The organism is Methylobacterium crusticola, assembly GCF_003574465.1.
Lineage (GTDB): Bacteria > Pseudomonadota > Alphaproteobacteria > Rhizobiales > Beijerinckiaceae > Methylobacterium > Methylobacterium crusticola.
In genome coordinates this window covers 14,949-36,554 of the sequence record NZ_QOWC01000071.1, presented here as the reverse complement: position 1 = coordinate 36,554, position 21,606 = coordinate 14,949, and the positions used below count along the sequence as shown (strand labels likewise).

The window sequence follows — 21,606 nt, the reverse complement described above, 5'->3', positions numbered from 1 at the left end:
CTCGCGGCCGAGCGCGCCGGCACGGCCGACCTCGCCGTCGCGCCGGGCGGCGCGGCCTGCACCGTCGCGGCGCCCTGTCGAGGCCGCGCGGCGTCCCCGGGCGGGACGGCGCCCCGCCCGGCCCGGGCTCTCAGTGGTTGTCCCGCGGGACGCCCTTCTCCTGCGCGATGCGCTGGAACACCTCGGAGCCCTTGAGGGTCATGCCGTCGGCGAGCTGCTCGACCATCGCCCGCTGGATCGCCTGCCAGGGCGTCTGGCTCGCCGGATAGGCGTAGCCGCCCCGGGCCGCGAGGTCGTCGCGCCGCCGCTGCAACTCCTCGTCGGAGAGGAGGATGTCCGCCTTGCGCCGGTTGAGGTCGATGCGGACGCGGTCGCCGTTCTGGAGCAGGGCGAGGCCGCCCCCGGCCGCCGCCTCCGGCGAGGCGTTGAGGATCGAGGGCGTGCCCGAGGTGCCGGACTGGCGCCCGTCGCCGATGCAGGGCAGCGAGAGCACGCCCTGGCGGATCAGGGCGCCGGGGGGCTGCATGTTCACCACCTCGGCGGCGCCCGGATAGCCGATCGGGCCGGCCCCGCGCATGATCAGGATCGTGCGCGAGTCGATGTCGAGGGCGGGGTCGTCGATGCGGTGGTGGTAATCCTCCGGCCCGTCGAACACCACGACCCGGCCCTCGAAGGCGTAGGGATCGTCGGGGTCGGCGAGGTAGCGGTCGTAGAACTCGCGGCTGATGACGCTCGTCTTCATGATCGCCGAGTCGAACAGCGTGCCCTTGAGGTTGAGGAAGCCGGCGCGCTCGCGCAGGGGCTCGCCGTAGGGCTTGATGACGTCCCGGTCCCAGGTCTTGGCCCCGGTGCAGTTCTCGCCCAGCGTGCGGCCGTTGCAGGTCAGGGCGTTCTCGTGGAGCTTGCCCGCCTCGATCAGCTCGGCCATCACGGCCGGCAGGCCGCCCGCGCGGTAGTACTCCTCGCCGAGGTAGTGCCCGGCGGGCTGCATGTTGACGAGGAGCGGCACGTCGTAGCCGACGCGCTCCCAGTCGTCGCAGGTCAGGGGCACGCCCATCAGCTTGGCGATGGCGTTGATGTGGATCGGCGCGTTGGTGGAGCCGCCGATGGCGGTGTTCGCCACGATGGCGTTCTCGAACGCCTCGCGGGTGAGGATGTCGGAGGGCTTGAGGTCCTCCCAGACCATCTCGACGATGCGCTGGCCGCTGGCGTAGGAGGCCTGTCCGCGCTCGCGGTAGGGCGCCGGGATCGCGGACGAGCCCGGCAGCGCCATGCCGAGCGCCTCCGCGAGGGCGTTCATGGTCGAGGCGGTGCCCATCGTGTTGCAGTGGCCCGTGGAGGGCGCCGAGGAGGCCACGATGTCGAGGAACTGCTGGTAGTCGATGTCGCCGGCCGCGTGGCGCTCGCGCGCCTTCCAGACCACGGTGCCCGAGCCGGTGCGCTCGCCGCGGCTCCAGCCGTTGAGCATCGGGCCGACGTTGAGGGCGATGGCCGGGATGTTCACCGTGGCGGCGGCCATCAGGCAGGCCGGCATCGTCTTGTCGCAGCCGGTGAGCAGCACCACGCCGTCGAGGGGGTAGCCGTACAGCACTTCGACCAGGGACAGGTAGGCGAGGTTGCGGTCGAGGGAGGCGGTGGGCCGCTTGCCCGTCTCCTGGATCGGGTGGCAGGGGAACTCGAAGGCGACGCCGCCGGCCGCCGTGATGCCCTCGCGCACCCGCTTGGCGAGCTCGAGGTGGTGGCGGTTGCAGGGCGAGAGGTCGGACCCTGTCTGGGCGATGCCGATCAGCGGCTTGCCGCCCTGCAGCTCGGCCAGGGTCAGGCCGTAGTTCAGGTAGCGCTCGAGGTAGAGGGCGGTCATGCCCGGATTGTCGGGGTTGTCGAACCAGAGCCGCGAGCGCAGGCGGCTGGCATCGATCCGTTGACGAGGCGTCTGGGCCATGCGGACTTCCCTTCCCAAAGCATCGCCCCGCGAGGCGTCCGCCAGGCGCGGAACGAGGCGCGATCCCTGGAGCCCGGGCGGCGCCGCGCAGGGGACATCCCCGCGCGGCCCGGCCCGGGTCCCTTCTTGTCGAGAACCGTTCTGACGAACCTATGGACCCGGCCGGTGCAGGAAGGCAACACCGGCCGGCGCATGGCCGGGCCCGTCGGGACCGCAGCGTCGCAGGGCGAAGAAATCTGCGGCCGCGGGTGTCCCCAGGGCCGCGCCGCGGTGCTATGAGGCCGCTCGCCATCTCTGCCGGGGAGCCCGTTCGATGAGCCAAGAGACGCCGACCAACCCGCTCGTTCCGATCGCCATCGTGGTGTCGATCCCGGTGCTCGTCTGCCTGATCATCATGCTGACCGACGCCGGCATCGAGCGCTCGCTGCTCTGGTCGGCGATCAAGGTCGGCGTCGTGCTCACGCTGATCGGCGGAGCCCTGTCCTTCGGCGCGAGCCGGCTCGCGGCCCGCAACTCGCAGCACTGAGCGGGACCGCGCGGCGAACGTCGAGGATCTGAGGCATGCCGACCGTCGTCCCGGCCTTCTCGCGCATCGGGGAGGAGAACGCGTTCGCGGTTCTGGCCCGCGCCACGGCGCTGGCAGAGAGCGGGCGCGACGTGATCAACCTCGGCATCGGCCAGCCCGACATGCCGACGCCGCCCCACGTCGTCGAGGCGGCGGTCAAGGCCCTGCGCGACGGGCACCACGGCTACACCCCGGCCGTCGGCATCCTGCCGCTGCGGGAGGCCGTGGCCCGGGACCTCGACCGGCGCCTCGGCGTCGCGGTCCCGCCCGACCAGGTGCTGATCGTGCCCGGCGGCAAGGTCACCATGTTCGTGGCGATCCTGATGTTCGGCGAGCCGGGCGCCGAGATCCTCTACCCCGACCCGGGCTTCCCGATCTACCGCTCGATGATCGAGTTCACCGGCGCGACGCCCGTGCCGGTGCCGATCCGCGAGGAGAACGGCTTCGCGTTCTCGGCCGAGGAGACGCTGGCGCTGATCACGCCGCGCACCCGGCTGCTGATCCTGAACTCGCCCGCCAACCCGACCGGCGGCGTGACGCCGCGGGCCGAGATCGACGCGCTGGTGGCCGGGCTCGCGCGCCACCCCGGCGTCGCGATCCTGTCCGACGAGATCTACGGGACCATGACGTACGACGGCGAGCGCCACCACACGCTGCTCGCCTACCCGGAGATCCGCGACCGGCTGATCTACCTCGACGGCGCCTCGAAGACCTACGCGATGACGGGCTGGCGCCTCGGCTGGTCGGTCTGGCCCGCGCCGCTCTACGACGCCGCCCGCAAGCTCGCGGTGAACTCGTTCTCCTGCGTCAACGCGGCGACGCAATGGGCCGGCATCGCCGCCCTCGACGGGCCGCAGGACTGCGTCGCCGCCATGATGGCGGAGTTCGACCGGCGCCGCCTGCTCGTCGTGGAGGGCCTGAACCGGCTGCCCGGCGTGTCGTGCATCACCCCGAAGGGCGCCTTCTACGCCTTCCCGAACATCGCCGGGACGGGCTGGAAGGCGAAGCCGCTCGCCTCCGCGCTCCTGGAGGAGGCGGGCGTCGCGACCATCGGGGGACCGGATTTCGGCATCCACGGCGAGGGCTACCTGCGCCTGTCCTACGCCAACTCGGCCGGGAACATCGCCCGCGCCCTCGAGCGCATCGGCGGGTTCCTGGAGACCCGCCGGCGCTGAGGCGCGCAACCGCCCACGGCCGAGGCCGGGGCCCGCGCCCGGCGACGCTGCGGAGGGGGCCGCCGCGACGCCGGGATGCGCGTGGCCCTACAGCACCGCGTAGATGTCGTAGAGCGGCCCGGTCGGGGGCCGCTGCCCCACGCCGACCGCGAGGGTGTGGTTGAGCCAGGCGAGATCGGGCGCGCTCGTCTCGAAGCGCACGGCGACGCGGAAGTAGTACGCGGCCGGGTCCACCGCCTCGCCGCGCCCGAGGCGCTCCAGCACCTCGGGCGGCCCGGCCCGCAGGCCGGTGTACTGGCAGTAGATCAGCCCGCCCCCGGACGCCCGCAGGGTCAGGCGCACGTCGAGATGCGTCGTGCCGTCGGGCTCCACGCGCAGCCAGTCGCCCCCGCCGCCCGCCGCCACCTCGCCGCTCAGGCGCGGGCCCTCGAAGGTGCCGCCGGTGACCGGGACGACGCGCAGCGCGCCGCTGCGCGTCGGGCCGATCGCCTGGGGGGCGCCGACCGACAGGCCGAGGCGGAACAGGAACTCGGTGTTGAGCGGAAGGGGTGCGTCCATGGCGGCTCTCCGTACCGTCCGGCACGGCCGGACCGCGCCCATAAACGCCGGCGCGCGGGCCGGTGCAATCCGGGCCGGCGCGGGCCGCCGCTGGCGCGACCGGTTCGGGGGAAGCGCCCTAGCGGCCCAGCGCCCCGTCCGCCACCGCCTTCCCGGCCGCCCCGAGGTCCGGCGGGTCGATGCGCCGGTAGCGCGCCTGCACGAGGCCGAAGGTCCCGAACGCCGCGAGGCCCGCGGCCGTGAGGGCGAGCAGCACCCAGCCGTAGGGCTGCCCGCGCAGGGCCTGCAGGGCGCCGCCGAGCCCCTTGACGTCGCTCGACCGGCTCTCGAGCGCCGCGGCGACCAGGAACCCGCCGATGATCCAGAAGGTAACGCCGCGGGCGGCGTAGCCGAAGCGGCCGACCTGCACCGCCCAGGGGCGGGCGTCGACCGGCAGCGCCAGGAGCCGGGTCACGTCGCCCCGCCAGCCCTTGAGCACGAAGGCGGCCCCGGCCGCGACCACGCCGAGACCGACGGCGCCGACGAGCCACTGCCCGAAGGGCTGCTGGAGCAGCCACGCGGTCCAGTCGCGGGCGCCCTGGTCCTCCGCGCCGCCGCCGCGGCCGCGGCCGAGCGCCACCCCCAGCAGGGAGACGCCGAGGGAGCCGTAGAGGCCGCCGCCGAGGAGGTGGCCCGCCCGCGTGGCGAGGCCCTTGGGGGAGCGGCCGTGGCCGTCCGCGTCGCTCAAAGCCTCCACCACCCGCCAGAGCGCGAAGGCCGCGAGCCCGAGGGCGACCGCGGCGAGGAGGGCGCGGCCGAAGGGCCGCTCGAGCAGGACCAGGAGGGCGCTGCGGCTGCCGCCGGCCTGCCCGCCGGCGCCGAAGGCCGCCAGCAGCGCGAGGCCGCCGACGAGGCAGTAGGTGAAGCCGCGCGCGCCGTAGCCGAGACGGGCCAGGATCTCGAGGGCGTGCCGTCCGGCCGGGCGCATCGGCAAGGCCGGTCAGGCGGCCAGGCCCGACTCGACGCGGGCGACCGCGTCGTCGTCGAGATCGAGGGCCTCGGCCAGCATGCGCAGGAAGGTGCGCTCCTGCATGGTGTCGGGGTCGATGGCGAGGCGGGCCGCCGCGTAGACCAGGGCGGCCTTCTCGGGATCCTGCACACGGTCGGCGATCTCGTCGATGGAGGCGGGATCCTCGAGCTCGCGGGCGATCCATTGCCGCGCCGCGACGTCGAGCCCGGACTCGGCGACGGCCGCGTCGAGGCGCCCGCGCTCGCGGGCGTCGATCACGCCGTCCGCCGCGGTCGCCGCCACCATGACGCGCAGGAACAGGGTGGCGTCGTCGTCGCTGACGGCGGCGGCGGCGGGGGCCTGCCCGCCGGCCTCGGCGGCCGGCCCGCGCTGGAGCGCCCGCAGCCCGAGCCCCGCGATCAGCGCCAGGCCGCCGAGGGCCGCCGAGGCCACGAGCCCGCCGTGGCGGCCCCGCACCAGCGCATCCACCACCTGCTTCATGTCGGCCATCCCGCCCTCCCGTGCGCGCACCGGCCCGGGGCGCGGATCCCCGCCTCCCCGGAACGCCGGCCCGGATCGGACGCCCGCCGGACCGGACCGGGATCCGGTCCTGCGCGGCGGGCGGCGTCACCGGACCCTTCGGGCCGACAACGGCCGTCCGCGGTTCCGGTTCGCCGCCCCCGGCTTGCGCCGCCGCGGCGGCTCCCGCATCCTGCCCGGATGCTGCTCCGGCTGGCCTCGTCCGCGCGCGCGCTCGCGCTCGCGATCATTCTCGTGTTCCTGGCGCCCCTCGCCGCCCACGCCCTCTGGTGGTGGAGCCGCGAGGACGCGGCCCCCGACTGGTCGACCGCCGACTGGTCGAGCGCCCGCCTGCTGCCGGCCGCCGCCGCGGCGCCGGAGGCCAAGGTGCGGATCTACGCCGCCCGCGTCGGGCGCTGGCGGGGCATCTTCGCCCACCACACCTGGATCGTCGTCAAGGCCGCCGGCGCCCCGCGCTACACGCGCTACGACGTGGTCGGCTGGGGCGCCCCCGTGCGCACCGACGCCTACGCGGCCGACGCGCGCTGGTTCGGCAACCCGCCCCAGGTGGTGCTGGCCCTCGACGGCGAGGCGGCGGAGCGGGCGGTCCCGCGGATCCGCGCCGCCGTGGACGCCTATCCCTACCGGGCCCGCGGCAGCTACAGCGCCTGGCCGGGGCCGAACTCGAACACGTTCGTGGCGCACGTCCTGCGGGCGGTGCCCGACCTCGGCGTCGCCCTGCCGCCGACGGCGCTGGGCAAGGACTTCTCCGACCGGGTGATCGCCCCGACGCCAAGCCGCACCGGCGTGCAGCTCTCCCTCGGGGGCTATCTCGGCCTCACCCTGGGCTGGGTCGAGGGCGTCGAGGTCAACCTGCTCGGCGCCGTCGCGGGGCTCGACCTGCGCCGTCCGGCCCTGAAGGTCCCGGGCTGGGGCCGCATCGGCATGGCGCCCGCCGGCGCGACCGGGACGCTGATCGCCCCGGCGCCGAGCACCTGAGCGGCGGCCCGCGCCAATGATCCGCGGCCGCGGCCCGCGGCCATGGTCCGCGGCGGCGGCCCGCTACGGCTCCGCGCAGGCGCCCGCCTCGCCCCGCGCCACCTGCGGGTAGGCGCAGACCGGGCGCGACCACAGCGGGGCGCCGGCCGCGTCGCGCTTCGTCGCCACGAGCGCGTCCGGGGCCTGGCCCGCCTCCACCCAGCGCTCGAGGGCGGTGAGCGGGTCGATGCCGGTGTCGGCGATGCCCGGGCCGTCGGTGCCGATGCCGCAATGGTCCATGCCCGGCACCAGGAACAGGCGCGCGGTGTCGCGCAGGGCCCCGAGCCCGCCGGCGCCCTTGGCCAGGGCCTCGTAGAACGCCACCGTCAGGAAGGGCGTCACCAGCGGGTCGCTCCAGCCGTGATAGAGGAGGAGCTTGCCGCCGGCGCTGCGGAAGCCCGCGAGGTCGGCGGCCGGGCGCACCGCCCCGCTCGCCGGGTCGAAGGTGGCGGCGTTGTAGACCTGCGCCTGCGACGCCAGGCGGGCCGGGTCGGCCTCGAAATCGTAGTCCGTGACCCGGTAGGCCGGCCCGGGCGAGGGCTGGAACGCCATGTAGCGCAGGAAGTCGCCGGCGAAGAGCGGCAGGATCGGCGGAGCGTTGCCGAGGCCCGTGAGCCAGCGCGGCCAGTGCGGCTCCGAGCCGAGCGGGATGCCGCCCGGGTAGAGCCGGCGGCCCGCGGCGTCGGTGGGGCCGGCATACCACTTCTCGAGGACGCCGATTTCGGCCTCGCTCAGGCACTCGGCGCCGGGGGCGCCGGTGCAGCGGAGCGAGGCGGGCTTGAAGCCGCACTGGCGCGGGTCCCCGATCAGCCCCGTCCTGCGGCCGTCCTCGCCCCCGCAGGCCTCCGCCACGGCGTCGGCGACGAGCTTCACCTTCGAGCCCGGGAAGACGGCGGCGCCGTCCGGCCCGGTATTGGCCTTCGTCACCCACGCGAAGGCGGTGGCGACGAGCCCCGTGTAGTCCAGGGCCGGCGCGCCGCTGATGATCCCGTCGAAATCCTTGGGGTACCTGAGGGCCTCCATGGCGGCCATGCGGCCCCCGGTCGAGCAGCCGGCGAAGTAGGATTTCTGCTGGTCGCGCCCGTAGAAGGCCCGGATCAGGACCTTGGAGGCCCGGGCGGTCTCGGTGACGGCGCGCTGGCCCCAGTCCATCCGGGCGACGAGGTCGGACGCGGCCCAGCGCCCGTCGGCGGAGCCGGTGCCCCAGTGGCCCGAATCCATGGTCGAGACCGCGTAGCCGCGGCGCAGGCCGTGGTTCATCGCGTTCGTGAACCCCGGCGCGTCCGAGGCGAGCGTGCCGCAGAAGCCGCCGCAGCCGGTCTCGTAGAACTTGCCGTTCCAGCCCGCGAGCGGCAGGCGGACCTCGAAGTTGACCGCGGGCCGGACGTAGCCGAGCACCCGGCAATGGGCCGGCAGGTCCCCGGCCGCCGGCACCTCGACGGCCGACAGGAGGTTGACCGCCTCGATCTTCAGGCCGGCGAGGCCGCCGCACTCGGCCGCCCGGGCGGGCGCGGCGGCGAGCGCGCCCCCGAGGCAGGCCGCCATGGAGAAGAGCCGGATCGTCCCTCGCACCGTCGAATCCTCCCGGGCCCCGCGCCCGCCGAGCTTAGGAGCGGGGCGCCGGGCTGTCGACAGGATCGGCTTGCCTAAGCCGGCCCGGCATGCGCTACACCCCTGCCCGGGGGACGGGGCGGGCTGACAGCAGAGGGAGGCGGCGGCATGGCGGGCGCGGACCGGCAGGACTTGGAGGATTTCGGCGCCTACGACTACGTGGTGGTCGGGGCGGGCTCGGCCGGCTGCGTGCTGGCCAACCGCCTGTCGGCCGATCCGCGCCGCACGGTCCTGGTGCTGGAGGCGGGCGGGCGCGACAACTGGATCTGGTTCCACATCCCGGCCGGCTACCTGTTCGCGATCGGCAACAAGCGCGCCGACTGGCTGTTCACCACGGAGGCCGAGGCGGGGCTGAACGGGCGCCAGCTCGCCTACCCGCGCGGCAAGGTGATCGGCGGCTCGTCGGCCATCAACGCCATGATCTACATGCGCGGCCAGGCGGCCGACTACGACGGCTGGCGCCAGCTCGGCCTCGAGGGCTGGGCCTGGGACGACGTGCTGCCCTACTTCCTCAAGCACGAGGACCACATCGCGCCGCCCAACGCCTTCCACCGCGCCGGCGGCGAGTGGCGCGTCGAGCCGCCGCGCATCCGCTGGGCGATCCTCGACGCCATCCGGGACGCCGCCGAGGCGGCGGGCATCCGCAAGATCCCGGACTTCAACACCGGCGACAACGAGGGCTCGTCCTACTTCCAGGTCAACCAGCGCCGGGGCCGGCGCTGGAGCGCGGCCCGGGGCTTCCTCAAGCCGGCCCTCGCGCGGCCGAACCTGCGGCTCGAGACCGGGATCCACGTCGAGCGGGTGCTGATCGAGGAGGGCCGGGCGGCCGGCGTGGTGTTCGCGCGCGGGGGAAAGCGCTTCCTCGCCCGGGCGCGGGCCGAGGTGCTGCTCTCGGCCGGCGCCGTCGCCTCGCCGAAGCTCCTCGAACTGTCGGGCATCGGCGACGGCGAGCGGCTGCGGGCCCTCGGCGTCCCGGTCGCCCACCACCTGCCCGGCGTCGGCGAGAACCTCCAGGACCACCTGCAGGTCCGGCCCGTCTACAAGGTCACGGGCGTGCCGACCCTCAACCTCACCTACGCCAACCTCCTCAGGCGGGGCTGGATGGGGGTGGAGTACGCCCTCTTCCGCACCGGCCCGCTCACCATGGCGCCGAGCCAGGTCGGGGTCTTCACCCGGTCCTCGCCCGACTACGACACCGCCAACCTCGAGTACCACTTCCAGCCCCTCTCCCTCGACAAGTGGGGCGAGGGCCTGCACCCGTTCGGGGCCTTCACGGCGAGCGTCTGCAACCTGCGCCCGTCGAGCCGCGGCAGCGTGCACGCGGCGAGCCCCGATCCGGCCGCCCCGCCGGCGATCCGGCCGAACTATCTCGCGACCGAGGAGGACCGCCGCGTCGCCGTCGACGCCCTCAAGCTCACCCGGCGCATCGTCGCGCAGGCCCCCCTCGCGCGCTACCGGCCCGAGGAGCACCTGCCCGGGCCCGGCATCGTCGGCGACGCCGACCTGCTCAAGGCGGCGGGCGACCTCGGCACCACCATCTTCCACCCGGTCGGCACCGCCCGGATGGGGCCCGACCACGAGACCGGGGCGGTGCTCGACGCCCGCCTGCGGGTGCGCGGGGTCGGCGGCCTGCGGGTGGTCGACGCCTCGGCGATGCCGCGCATCACCTCGGGCAACACCAACTCGCCGACCATCATGCTGGCCGAGAAGGGGGCGGCGATGATCCTGGAGGATGCGGCGGGCTGACGCCCCTCAGGGGCGCGGGCCGGCGCCGCCCCGGGGGCGCGGGCCGGCGCCGCCGCAATGCCACGCTGTCGCAGCCCGGCGCCACCTTTCCCGCGCGCCCCGCCGCGCCAGATACGGTAGCGTCGTTCTCGAGGGGCGGACGTTGAGCGAGGTGAGAGCGGCGTGCGCAGGCTGATTCCCGCCCCCGGCCGCGCCGCCGGGGCGCCTCCCGGGCCTTGAGCCGTGCGGCAGCTCTTCGCGCCCGGCGCCGACGCGCTCTTCCGCCTCGCGCTCCTCACCGCCGCGGCCTGCCTCGCGGCCCTGCCGGTGGTGGGCGCGGGGCTGATGCGCTCCTCCTACGTCACCGGGGTCGGGGTGGCGCCGGCCCAGCCGGTGCCCTTCAGCCACAAGCACCATTCGGGCGAGCTCGCGATCGACTGCCGCTACTGCCACACCAGCGTGGAGACGCAGGCCACGGCCGGCATCCCGCCGACCCACACCTGCATGACCTGCCACGGCCAGATCTGGTCCGGCTCCGACATGCTGGCGCCGGTGCGCGCGAGCTACGCCCGGGACGAGCCCCTGCACTGGACCCGCCTGAACAAGCTGCCGGGCTACGTCTACTACAACCACGCCGTCCACGTGCAGAACGGCATCGGCTGCTCGACCTGCCACGGCAACGTCACCGAGATGCAGCTGACCTACCGGGCCAACGCCTTCGAGATGAGCTTCTGCCTCGACTGCCACCGCAATCCCGAGAAGTACGTGCGGCCGAAGGACGAGATCCTGACCATGACCTGGAGCCCGCCGGCGAACCAGGCCGAGATCGGGCCTGAACTGGTGCGCCAGTACCACATCCGGGGCGGCGAGAGGCTGACCGAATGCGCGATCTGCCACCGATGACGGGCGGCCACGAGATCGGCGACCTGCGCGCCCGCCTCGCCGCCGGCGACGGGCCGGCATTCTGGCGCAGCCTCGACGCCGTGGCGGATTCGCCCGCGTTCCGGGCCTTCCTCGAGGCCGAGTACCCGGCCGCCGCGCGGCTCGCCGCCGCGCCCGACCGGCGCGGCTTCCTGAGGGCGATGGCGGCCTCCCTGGCGATGAGCGGGCTCGCCGCCTGCGGCCAGCCCGACGGGCGCACCGAGGAGGTGCCCTACGTCCGCCAGCCCGAGCGGATCGTGCCGGGCACCGCCCTGTCCTACGCCTCGGCCGCCCTCGTCGACGGCTTCGCCAACGGCGTGCTGGTCACGACCCGCAACGGCCGCCCCCTCAAGATCGAGGGCAATCCCGCGCATCCCTGGAGCCGCGGCGGCACCGACGTGTTCGCTCAGGCCTCGGTGCTCGGGCTCTACGACCCGTTCCGGCTCCAGGCCCCGCACTACCTCGGCCGGCCGAGCGCCTGGCAGGCCTTCCGGGCCGCCATGACGGGCCGCTTCGCGGCCCTGCGGGCGACCGACGGCGGCCGGGGCCTGCACCTCGTCACCGGCCCGGTCACCTCGCCCTCCCTCGCCGCGCAGATCGCCGCCATGCGCCGGGACTTCCCGGCCATGCGCTGGCACGTCGCGGCCCCGGCCGGCCGCGAGGCGCTCTACGAGGGCGCGCGCGAAGCCTACGGCCGGCCCCTCGAGACCCGCTGGCGCCTGGGCGAGGCCCGCACCATCGTGTCCCTCGACGGCGACCTCCTCGATGCCGGCCCGGGGCAGGTCGGGCAGTCGCGCGACTGGATCGAGGCGCGCCGCGCCGCCGCGGCGGCCGGCCGGCTCCTGAGCCTGCACCATGCCGGGCCGACCCCGAGCCTCACCGGCGCCAAGGCGGACGCCCCCCTGGCGGTCGGCAGCGACGCCCTGGCGCAGATCGCCCGCGACCTCCTGGCCGAGGCGGGGGGCGGGACCGCGGAGGTCCGCGACGGCCCGGTCGCGGCCTGGCGCCGCCGCGCCTTCGCGGCCCTGAACGGGGCCCGCGGCGCCGGCGTCGTGCTGGCGGGCGCCCACGCCGCGCCGGCGCTGCTGGCGCAGGTCCACCGCCTCAACGCGGCGCTCGGCAACACCGGCCGGTGCGTGTTCCACACCGCCCCGGTGCCGGCGCAGGAGGCCGAGCCGCTCGCCGCCCTGGTCGAGGCCATGGCCCGCGGCGCGGCGCGGGCCGTGGTGATGCTCGACGTCAACCCGGTCTACGACGCGCCCGGCGACCTCGGCTTCACGGAGGCGCTGGCGCGCGTGCCCCTGAAGATCCACGCCGGCCTCTACCGCGACGAGACCGCCGCCCATTGCGACTGGACCCTGCCGCTCGCCCACCCGCTCGAATCCTGGGGCGACGCCCGCGCCCTCGACGGCACCGTGACGCTGATCCAGCCGACCGTGGCGCCGCTCTACGACGGGCGCACGGTCCCGGAGATCCTCTCGATCCTGACCGACGCCGAGGCCCGGGACGGCCGCGGCCTCCTCGACGCCCACTGGCGCCGGCCCGGCGAGGACGAGGCCGCCGCCCGGGCCCGGCTCGAGGAGGCCCTGCGCGCCGGCTTCCTGCCCGGAACGGCGCTGCCGGAGGAGAGCGTCGCGGCGCCGGCGCCCGCGGCGGCGCGCCCGGCGGCGGGCGCCCCGGCCCCGTCGAGCGGGCCCGCGCGCCGGGTCGAGGTGCTGTTCCGGCCCGACCCCACGATCTGGGACGGGAGCCTCTCCGACCTCGCCTGGCTCCAGGAGCTGCCCAAGCCCCTGACCAAGGTGGTCTGGGGCAACGTCGTGGCGGTGAGCCCGCGCCTGGCCGAGCGCGAGGAGCTGGAGCAGGGCGACGTGGTGACCCTCGAGGCCGGGGGGCGGCGCCTCGAGGGGCCGGTCTGGATCCTGCCGGGGCAGGCCGACGACGCCGTGACGGTGACCCTCGGCTACGGCCGCCGGGCGCCGGGGCTCCTGGCGGACGGTCTCGGCTACGACGCCTACGGGCTGCGGGCCGCCGCCTCGCCCTGGCGCCTCGCCGACGCGACGCTCGCCCGGACGGGGCGGCGCCAGCCCCCGGTGACGACCCAGGACCACGGCACCATGGAGGGGCACGACCTCGTGCGGGTGCGGGCGCTCGGCGCCCCCGCGGCGCCGAGCGCCCCCCTCCCCTCGCTCTACCCGCCGGCGCCGGCCTCGGCCGAGGGGCGCCACGGGGGAGAGCGCGCCTGGGGCATGGTGATCGACCTCGACGCCTGCATCGGCTGCAACGCCTGCGTCACCGCCTGCCAGTCCGAGAACAACATCCCGGTGGTGGGCCGGGAGGAGGTGGCGCGCGGGCGCTGGCTGCACTGGCTGCGGATCGACCGCTACTACGAGGGCGGGCTCGACCAGCCGGCGACGCACTTCATGCCGGTGCCCTGCATGCATTGCGAGCAGGCGCCCTGCGAGGTGGGCTGCCCCGTCGAGGCGACCCTGCACGACCGCGAGGGGCTGAACCTCATGGTCTACAACCGCTGCGTCGGGACCCGGGCCTGCTCGAGCTACTGCCCCTACAAGGTGCGGCGCTTCAACTACCTCGACTACGCGGGCGACATGGCCCCGGTGCAGCAGCAGCAGCGCAACCCCGAGGTGACGGTCCGGGCCCGGGGCGTGATGGAGAAGTGCACCTACTGCGTCCAGCGCATCGCCGCGGCCCGGATCGACGCCACCAAGGCCGACCACGCGCCGATCCCCGACGGCGCGGTCGAGACCGCCTGCCAGGGCGCCTGCCCGACCCGCGCCATCACGTTCGGCGACCTGCGCGACCCCGCGAGCCAGGTCGCCGCCGCGGCGGCCGACCCCCGCAACTACGCGCTCCTCGGCGCGCTCAACACCCGGCCGCGCACCACCTACCTGGCGCGGCTGGCCGCCGGCGGGACGGGCGCCGGGCCGGAGGGCGAGCCGTGAGCGGGACCGTGACGCCCCTGCCGGCCCGCCCCGGCCTCCTCGCCGCCCAGGCGGATTTCGCCTCGATCGGGCGCGCGGTCGCGGGGGGCCCGGACCGCACCCGCGCGCGGCCCTGGTGGATCGCCTTCGCGGGCGCCTGCGGCCTCCTCGCGGTCTTCGCCGCCGCCCTGTTCTGGCTGCTCCTCAACGGCGTCGGCGTCTGGGACAACAACAACCCGGTCGTCTGGGCCCTCGACATCGTCGCCTACGACTGGTGGATCGGCATCGCCTGCGGGGCGCTCCTCGTCTCGACGACGCTCCGGCTCACGGGCGCTCCCTGGCGCTCGGCCATCGACCGGGTCGCCGAGACCGCGACCGTGCTGGCGGCCGCCGCGGCGGCGCTCTACCCGATCATCCATCTCGGGCGGCCCTGGGTGTTCTACTGGACGCTGCCCTACCCCAACACCCTGGCGCTGTGGCCGCAATTCCGCTCGCCCCTCGTCTGGGACGCCGTCGACATCGTGAGCTTCCTCGGGCTGGCCTCGAGCATCTGGTACCTCGGGCTCCTGCCCGACCTCGCGGCCCTGCGCGACCGCGCCTTCGAGGCGGCCCTCGCCGAGCTGCGCGCCGCCGACGCGGGCCGGGGCCGGCGCCGGCGCACCACGCTCCTGCGGGCGCAGGCCTACGGCATCCTGGCCCTCGGCTGGCGGGGGGCGGTGGTGCACTGGGAGCGCTGGCTGCTGGCGACGCGCACCCTCGCGGTCCTCGGGCTGATCCTGGTGGTCTCGCTCCAGACCGGCGCCTCGGTGATGCTCGCCGGCTCGGTCCTGCCGGGGTGGCACGACACGCTCCTGCCGGTGACCTTCCTGATCGGGTCGCTCCTCTCGGGCGTCGGCGTCACGGCGGCCCTGACCGTGCTGGTGCGCCGGGCGCTCGCCCTCGAGGCCCTCATCACCGAGCGCCACCTCGCCGCGCTCGGGCGCCTGATGCTCGTGCTCGGGCTCGCCTCCGCGTACTGCTACGCGACCGAGATCTTCGCCAGCCTGCTCCACGGCGACGCCTTCGACCGGGCCGTCGTCGTGCGGCGGCTCGCGGGCGCGCACGCCTGGGCGTTCTGGACCATCGTCGCCTGCGCGCTGCTGCCGGTGCAGCTGTTCTGGCTGCGCGCCGCGCGCCGCTCCGGCCCCGCCGTGGCGCTCGTCGGGATCCTGGTCGCGGTCGGGAGCTTCGCCGACCACTTCATGCTGCTGATCGTGACGCTCAGCCACGATTTCCTGCCCTCCTCGGCCCATTCCTACGCCGCCGGGGCCTGGGGCGTCGCCACCTTGGCGGGCTCGGTCGGGCTGTTCCTGGCGCTGCTGCTGATCGGGCTGCGCACCCTGCCGATGGTCTCGATCGTCGAGACGCGCCGCCTGGCCGAGGCCCACCCGCAGGGCCCCGCCGCCGGCGAGGCCGCGCCGCGCGAGCCCGAGACTGCGCCGGCGCCGCTCTGGGGCGTGACCGCGGAATTCGCGAGCGCCCGGGACCTCGCCGCCGCCATGCGGACGGTGGGCAGCCTCGGCGCGCGCCGCGAGGCCTACGGGCCGGTGCCGATGCCGGAGGCGGCCGAGATCCTGGGGCAACCCGCCGGGCACATCCCGCTCTTCGCGCTCGCCGCAGCCCTCGCCGGCGCCGCCGCCTTCATGGCGATGTGCCTCTACGCGGTGGGCATCGACTACGTGTTCGACATCGGCGGGCGCCCGCGCCTGTCCTGGCAGTCCTTCGTGGTGCCGAGCGTGTCGTTCGGCATGCTGTGCGGGGCGCTCGCCACCGTGCTCGCCCTGCTGGTCGAGAACCGCCTGCCGCGCCTCAACCACCCGGCCTTCAACATCCCGGACTTTACCCGGGCGACGCAGGACCGCTTCTTCCTCGCCTTCGAGGCCCGGGACGACCGCTTCGACGCGGAGCGGATCGAGCGGGCGCTCCTGTCCCTCCGGGGCCCGCGCGCCCTGATGATCCGGAGGGTGCCGCGGTGAGGAACGCCCCGCCGGGACAGCGCGCCGCCGCGCGCGGCCCGGGCCTCCGCGCCGTCCCGGTGCTGGCGCTCGCCGCGCTGGCGCTCGCCGCCTGCGACGGGGCCGACATGGTGAGCCAGCCCAAGGCGAAGACCTGGGACCGGAACGGCTTCTTCCCGCAGGGGCGGACCATGCTCCAGCCGGTGCCCGGCACGGTGCCGCGGACGGTGCCGAACCCGCCGCTGCCGCAGCCGGCGGCCGCCTCGGCGGAGCTGCTGGCCCGCGGGCGGGAGCGCTACGGCGTGTTCTGCACCCCCTGCCACGGCGCGGCCGGCTACGGCGACGGTATCATCGTGCAGCGGGGCTACCCGCGGCCGCCCTCGCTTCACGCGGCGCGCCTGCGCGAGGCCCCGGCGCAGGCCCATTACGACGTGATCACCAACGGCCGGGGCAGCATGCTGAGCTACGCCGCGCAGGTCCCGCCCGCGGACCGCTGGGCCATCGTCGCCTACCTGCGGGCGCTCCAGCTGAGCCAGGACGTCGCGGTGGCGAGCCTGCCGCCCGACGAGCGGGCGAGGCTCGCCGCGCGGGCGACGCCCGGCGATCCGGGCACGCCCGACGACAGGACGGAGCCGGCCGATCGGGCGCAGCCCGGCGATCGCGCGCAGCCCGGCGATCGGGCGCAGCCCGACAGGACGGGAGGAGCCCGCCGATGAACCGCCGCCCGATCTCGCTCGCCCTCGGGGCGCTCGCCCTCGGGGCCTGCGCGCTCGCCGCCGCCCGGGGCAGCGCCGTGATGCCGTCCTACCTCGCGGCCTGGCTGGTGCTGATCGCGTTCCCGGCCGGCGCGCTGCCGCTCCTGATGGGGCTCGAGCTCGCCGGGTTCCCGGCCGGCCCCATGGCGGCCTCCCTGCGGCGCCTGCTCGGCCTCCTGCCGATCGCCGGCCTGCTGCTGCTGCCGATCCTCCTCAACCTCGGCGGGCTCTACGCCTGGGACCGGGGGGCGGCGGCGCGCACGCCCCTCGCCGGGATCTGGTTCACGCCGGTCTTCTTCGGGGGCCGCAGCCTCGCCTACCTGGGCGTCTGGCTCTGGCTCGGCAGCACCTTCCGGCGCCCGCCCGCCGAGCCCGGCAGCCCCCCCGCCGAGGCGCGCCGCAGGCGGGCGGTCCTCGGGATGATCCTCTACGCCGTCACCGGCACGCTCGCGGCGGAGGACTGGATGCAATCGGCCGACCCGGGCCTCGGCTCCACCGCCTTCGGGCTCCTCGTGATGACGATCCAGACCGGCATCGCGCTCTCGGCCGCGGCGCTGATCGCGGCCCGGGGCAGCTCGGGCCGGCCGGGGCGGGACCAGCGCACCGCCGCCTCCTTCGCCGACCCGATCCTGGTGCTGCTCGCGATCTGGGGCTTCGTCCACTTCGTGCAGTACCTCATCGTCTGGTCGGCCAACCTGCCCGAGGAGGCGCGCTGGTACCTCGCGCGCGACGGCCTGATCGGCCGCGTCGGGGTCTGGGCCGGGGGGAGCGTGATCGTGCTCGCCGCCCTGGTGCTGGTGCCGCGGCGCACCGCCGGGCGCCCGGCGGTGCTCGCCGGCATCGCGCTCCTGATCCTGCTGCTCCACGGCGCCGAGATCTTCTGGCTGGTCACGCCGGGCTTCCGCGGCGCCTTCCGGGTCACCTGGGCCGACGTCCTGGCCCTCGTCGGGGTGGTGGGCGTCGCGGGCGGCCTCTACGGGCCCGTCGACCGCCGCCTGCGCGGGCCGGCGCCGTGAGCGAGCCGCGGGATCCCCCGGTCCGCGGGCTCGCGCTCCTGGCGGCCCTCGCGGCGGCCGAGCTGCTGCGCCTGAGCGGCCCGCTCCGGCCGGGCCGGCCGGCCGGGCCGGCCCCGGAGGCGCCCGACGGCCCCCACAACCCGGCGGGGTTCGAGGCCCGGGACGTCGATGCCGGGCGCACCGCCCTCGTGGTGCTCGGGCTCGCCGGGTCGGTCGCGTCCGCGATCGTCGCGGTCGCCGTCATGATGCACCTGTTCCGCGCCTGGAACGTCGCCGGCACGCCGGCGCTCACCCCGCAGCAGACGGCCGTGATCCGGCCGCCGCCGCCGAACCTCCAGGGCGCGCCCTACCGCGACCTCGCGCGCCAGGAGGCGCGGGAGCGCGGCCTCGTCGACGGCTACGGCTACGTCGATGCCGGCCGCAGCCGCGCCCGCATCCCGGTCGAGCGGGCCATGGCGCTGATGGCCGGCCGGCCCCTCGACCCCCCGGCGCCGGCGGCCCCCCCGGCGGCGGGCCCGGACGCGGCGCCCCGGCCATGAACCCGACCGACCTCGCCCTCCAGCTCTGGCCGCCCTCGGCCTCCGCCACCGCGGCCGAGACGGACTGGCTGATCCTGGCCTTCACGGTCCTGACGCTGCTGCTCACCGTCCCGGTCTTCGTCGCCATCACCTGGTTCGCGATCCGCTACCGGCAGGGCGCGCCGGCGAACCGCGACCAGTCCGAGAGCCGCAGCGTGCTCATCGAGATCAGCTGGATGCTGATCCCGTTCCTGCTCACCCTGATCTTCTTCGTCTGGGGGGCGCGCCTGTTCTTCATCTCGAAGGCCGCCCCCGCCGACGCACTCGTGATCGAGGCCATCGGCCGGCAGTGGATGTGGAAGTTCCAGCACCCGACCGGCCAGTCCGAGATCAACGACCTGCACCTGCCGATCGGGCAGCCGGTCAAGATCCGGATGACCAGCCAGGACGTGATCCACGCCCTCTACCTGCCGGTCCTGCGCATGCAGATGGCGACCCTGCCCGACCGCTACACCGAGCTGTGGTTCAAGGCCGACCGCAGCGGGACCTTCCGGCTCTACTGCTCCGAGTATTGCGGCACCGACCACTCGAAGATGGACGGCAATCTCACCCTGATGTCGCAGGCCGACTACGCCGCCTGGCTCCAGAACGGGCAGGCCCTCCAGGGGGGGCTCGCGGGCGCCGGCCGGGCGGTCTACGAATCCTACGCCTGCGGCACCTGCCACGACCCGGGCGCCGTCGTGCGGGCGCCCTCCCTCGCCGGGCTCTACGGCCGCGAGGTCCGCCTCGCGGACGGCCGCACGGTCCCGGCCGACGAGGCCTACCTGCGCGAGAAGATCCTGAACCCGAACCGGCTGAAGCTCGCGGCGGACTACAAGCAGGTCATGCCGGCCTTCCGCAACGTGATCCCGGCCGACGACCTCGACCGGCTCGTCGCCTACCTCAAGAGCGCGGGCGCGCAGGCGCAGCAGGAGGCTGTCCCATGACGAGCGGCACCGCGACCGGCACCGAGGGGCTCGCCCTGCGCGATCCCCACACCCCGGACCCGACCCTCGACCGGCCGGCGGATTACCTGCACGCCGAGCACACCCTGCGGTCGTGGTTCCTGACCACCGACCACAAGCGCATCGCGCTCCTGTACCTCGCCAGCATCACGGCCTTCTTCGTCATCGGGGCGGTCACGGCCGGGCTGGTGCGCCTCGCCCTCGTGGTGCCGGACGGGCAAGTCTTCACCAACGACACCTACAACAAGCTGTTCACGATCCACGGGGTCGTGATGGTCTGGTTCTTCCTGATCCCGAGCATCCCGGCGACCTTCGGCAACTTCCTGATCCCGCTGATGATCGGGGCGCGGGACCTCGCCTTCCCGAAGCTCAACCTCGCCTCCTGGTACGTGTTCATGACCGGCGCGCTGTTCACGCTGGTCAGCGTGGTGCTGGGCGGGGTCGACACCGGCTGGACCTTCTACACGCCGCTCTCCACGGCGTTCTCCAACACCTGGGTGGTGCCGGCGCTCATCGGCGTCACCATCGTGGGCTTCTCGTCGATCCTGACGGGCCTCAACTTCGTGGTCACGATCCACACGATGCGGGCGCCCGGCATGACGTGGTTCCGGCTGCCCATCTTCGTCTGGACGCACTACGCCACGAGCCTGATCTTCCTCCTCGCCACGCCGGTGATCACCGTGGCGCTGATCCTGCTCATCATGGAGCGGGCCTTCCACATCGGGGTGTTCGATCCCGCCTACGGCGGCGATCCGGTGCTGTTCCAGCACCTGTTCTGGTTCTACTCGCACCCGGCGGTCTACATCATGGTGCTGCCGGGCATGGGCGTGATCTCCGAGATCGTCCCGGCCTTCGCCCAGAAGAAGCTGTTCGGCTACAAGTTCGTCGCCTACGCGGCGATCGGGCTCGCCTCGGTGACCTTCTTCGTCTGGGGCCACCACATGTTCGTCAACGGGCAGAGCGACCTCGCGAGCGTCGCCTTCTCGGTGCTGAGCTTCGCGGTGGCGGTGCCCTCGGCGGTCAAGGTCTACAACTGGACCGCCACGATCCACAAGGGCTCGCTCAAGCTCGACACGCCGATGCTGTACGCCATGGGCTACATCGGGCTGTTCGTCCTCGGCGGCCTCACCGGGCTCTACCTCGCGACCCTGGCGATCAACCAGCACGTCCACGCCACCTACTTCGTCGTGGCGCACTTCCACTACATCATGGTGGGCGGCACCGTGCTGGCCTTCCTCGGCGGGCTGCACTTCTGGTGGCCGAAGTTCACCGGGCGGATGTACATCGAGGCCTGGGGCCGCATCTCCGCCTTCCTGATCTTCATCGGCTTCAACGTCACCTTCTTCCCGCAGTTCATCCTCGGTTACCTTGGGATGCCGCGGCGCTACCACATCTACCCGCCGGAGTTCCAGTTCCTCAACATCCTGTCGTCGGCCGGCTCGACGATCCTGGCGGTCGGCTACATCTTCCCGATGGTCTACCTCGTGTACGCGATCTGGTTCGGCCGGCGGGCGCCCGCCAACCCGTGGGACGCCCGCGGCCTCGAGTGGACCGTCGCCTCGCCGCCGCCGGCCCACAACTTCCTGTCCGAGCCCGAGGTGCCGGAGATGCCCTACGACTACCCGATCCAGGCCCGCGAGACCGGGAGGCAGCACACGTGAGCGCGGGGGCCGAGGGAGCCGAGGGCGTCGGGGTGGCGCTGGTCTCGCACTTCGCCACGGTCGAGCAGCAGCGCCACGCCGCGGTGCTCGGGATGTGGGCCTGGCTCCTCACCGAGCTCCTGCTCTTCGCCGGGCTGTTCCTCACCGCCCTCGTCCTGCGCCTCCTCCACCCGGAGGCGGTGCAGGAGGCGGCGCGCCACCTCAAGTTCTGGATCGGCGCCCTCAACACCGTGGTGCTGATCACCTCCAGCCTGACCATGTCGGGGGCGATCCAGCTCTCGCGCCTGGGCTGGCAGCGCGGCATGGTCCGGTTCATGCTGGCCACGGCGGCGCTCGGCACCCTGTTCCTCGCGTTCAAGGGCTACGAATACTGGGCCGACTACCACGAGCACATGATGCCGTTCCTCGGCGGCCGGCCCTACGCCCTCGAGAGCGCGCCGGCCTCGCGCCTGTTCGTCAACCTCTACTACGTCGCGACCTCGCTGCACGGCCTGCACCTGACGACCGGGATCGGCATCCTCCTGGCGATGACCTGGCAGGCGAGCCGCCCGGGCTTCCTCGCGCGCCACCAGAACCGGATCGAGATCTTCGGCCTCTACTGGCACTTCATCGACCTGATCTGGATCCTGGCCTTCCCGATCCTCTACGTGGTGAACCGGTAGGGGGCCGGATGGCGC

General features: G+C 74.6%; 18 protein-coding genes. 13 read left to right on the top strand and 5 right to left on the bottom strand.

Features of this window, described 5'->3' with window-relative positions:
• Positions 1-130 precede the first annotated feature (130 nt).
• The gene (locus DT057_RS20270; RefSeq protein WP_128563914.1) at positions 131-1,942 is read right to left on the bottom strand and encodes an IlvD/Edd family dehydratase; all 1,812 of its coding nucleotides are present in this window, start codon (positions 1,940-1,942) and stop codon (positions 131-133) included.
• 313 nt (positions 1,943-2,255) lie between these two features.
• On the opposite strand from DT057_RS20270, the gene DT057_RS20265 reads away from it, so the two are divergent.
• Together DT057_RS20265 and DT057_RS20260 are read left to right on the top strand one after the other, a co-directional pair.
• On the top strand, positions 2,256-2,468 hold the full coding sequence (locus DT057_RS20265; protein WP_128563913.1) for a hypothetical protein: 213 nt from the start codon (positions 2,256-2,258) through the stop codon (positions 2,466-2,468).
• Positions 2,469-2,503: 35 nt separating this feature from the next.
• Positions 2,504-3,682, top strand: a complete 1,179-nt coding sequence (locus tag DT057_RS20260) for a pyridoxal phosphate-dependent aminotransferase (protein WP_128563912.1) — start codon at positions 2,504-2,506, stop codon at positions 3,680-3,682.
• A gap of 87 nt (positions 3,683-3,769) precedes the next feature.
• On the opposite strand, the gene DT057_RS20255 is transcribed toward DT057_RS20260, so the two are convergent.
• From DT057_RS20255 to DT057_RS20245, 3 genes are all read right to left on the bottom strand, one after another.
• On the bottom strand, positions 3,770-4,240 hold the full coding sequence (locus DT057_RS20255) for a DUF3237 domain-containing protein (protein WP_128563911.1): 471 nt from the start codon (positions 4,238-4,240) through the stop codon (positions 3,770-3,772).
• A 118-nt stretch (positions 4,241-4,358) separates the two neighbouring features.
• A complete protein-coding gene (locus tag DT057_RS20250; protein WP_128563910.1) occupies positions 4,359-5,207 on the bottom strand; it encodes a DUF1206 domain-containing protein in 849 nt (282 codons plus the stop codon).
• 12 nt (positions 5,208-5,219) lie between these two features.
• Positions 5,220-5,738 carry a tellurite resistance TerB family protein gene (locus tag DT057_RS20245; protein WP_128563909.1) on the bottom strand — a complete coding sequence of 173 codons (519 nt, stop codon included), beginning with the start codon at positions 5,736-5,738 and terminating at the stop codon, positions 5,220-5,222.
• A gap of 210 nt (positions 5,739-5,948) precedes the next feature.
• Between DT057_RS20245 and DT057_RS20240 the strand changes: the two genes are divergently transcribed.
• Positions 5,949-6,746, top strand: coding sequence for a DUF3750 domain-containing protein (locus DT057_RS20240; RefSeq protein WP_128563908.1), 798 nt, complete (start codon positions 5,949-5,951; stop codon positions 6,744-6,746).
• Between the two features lie 63 nt (positions 6,747-6,809).
• Here the strand turns inward: DT057_RS20240 and DT057_RS20235 are convergent, their stop codons facing one another.
• The gene (locus DT057_RS20235) at positions 6,810-8,357 is read right to left on the bottom strand and encodes a tannase/feruloyl esterase family alpha/beta hydrolase (RefSeq protein WP_128563907.1); all 1,548 of its coding nucleotides are present in this window, start codon (positions 8,355-8,357) and stop codon (positions 6,810-6,812) included.
• A 147-nt stretch (positions 8,358-8,504) separates the two neighbouring features.
• On the opposite strand from DT057_RS20235, the gene DT057_RS20230 reads away from it, so the two are divergent.
• The 10 genes from DT057_RS20230 (at position 8,505) to DT057_RS20185 (ending at position 21,591) form a co-directional block, all read left to right on the top strand.
• The gene (locus DT057_RS20230; RefSeq protein WP_128563906.1) at positions 8,505-10,142 is read left to right on the top strand and encodes a GMC family oxidoreductase; all 1,638 of its coding nucleotides are present in this window, start codon (positions 8,505-8,507) and stop codon (positions 10,140-10,142) included.
• Between the two features lie 222 nt (positions 10,143-10,364).
• Positions 10,365-11,024 (top strand): cytochrome c3 family protein, encoded by a 660-nt coding sequence (locus tag DT057_RS20225; RefSeq protein ID WP_128563905.1) that lies wholly within the window; start codon positions 10,365-10,367, stop codon positions 11,022-11,024.
• The gene (locus DT057_RS20220; RefSeq protein ID WP_238312811.1) at positions 11,003-14,002 is read left to right on the top strand and encodes a TAT-variant-translocated molybdopterin oxidoreductase; all 3,000 of its coding nucleotides are present in this window, start codon (positions 11,003-11,005) and stop codon (positions 14,000-14,002) included. The genes DT057_RS20225 and DT057_RS20220 overlap by 22 nt, the downstream gene beginning before the upstream one ends.
• Positions 13,999-15,996 (top strand): quinol:electron acceptor oxidoreductase subunit ActD, encoded by a 1,998-nt coding sequence (locus DT057_RS20215; protein WP_128563904.1) that lies wholly within the window; start codon positions 13,999-14,001, stop codon positions 15,994-15,996. Before DT057_RS20220 ends, DT057_RS20215 begins: the two co-directional genes overlap by 4 nt.
• Positions 15,993-16,691, top strand: coding sequence for a c-type cytochrome (locus tag DT057_RS20210; RefSeq protein ID WP_407068068.1), 699 nt, complete (start codon positions 15,993-15,995; stop codon positions 16,689-16,691). Before DT057_RS20215 ends, DT057_RS20210 begins: the two co-directional genes overlap by 4 nt.
• A complete protein-coding gene (locus tag DT057_RS20205) occupies positions 16,688-17,746 on the top strand; it encodes a hypothetical protein (RefSeq protein WP_128563903.1) in 1,059 nt (352 codons plus the stop codon). The genes DT057_RS20210 and DT057_RS20205 overlap by 4 nt, the downstream gene beginning before the upstream one ends.
• On the top strand, positions 17,743-18,285 hold the full coding sequence (locus DT057_RS20200) for a hypothetical protein (RefSeq protein WP_128563902.1): 543 nt from the start codon (positions 17,743-17,745) through the stop codon (positions 18,283-18,285). Before DT057_RS20205 ends, DT057_RS20200 begins: the two co-directional genes overlap by 4 nt.
• Positions 18,282-19,250, top strand: a complete 969-nt coding sequence (gene coxB, locus DT057_RS20195; RefSeq protein WP_128563901.1) for a cytochrome c oxidase subunit II — start codon at positions 18,282-18,284, stop codon at positions 19,248-19,250. Before DT057_RS20200 ends, coxB begins: the two co-directional genes overlap by 4 nt.
• On the top strand, positions 19,247-20,929 hold the full coding sequence (locus DT057_RS20190; RefSeq protein ID WP_128563900.1) for a cytochrome c oxidase subunit I: 1,683 nt from the start codon (positions 19,247-19,249) through the stop codon (positions 20,927-20,929). The genes coxB and DT057_RS20190 overlap by 4 nt, the downstream gene beginning before the upstream one ends.
• A complete protein-coding gene (locus tag DT057_RS20185; RefSeq protein WP_238312809.1) occupies positions 20,926-21,591 on the top strand; it encodes a cytochrome c oxidase subunit 3 in 666 nt (221 codons plus the stop codon). The genes DT057_RS20190 and DT057_RS20185 overlap by 4 nt, the downstream gene beginning before the upstream one ends.
• Positions 21,592-21,606 lie beyond the last annotated feature (15 nt).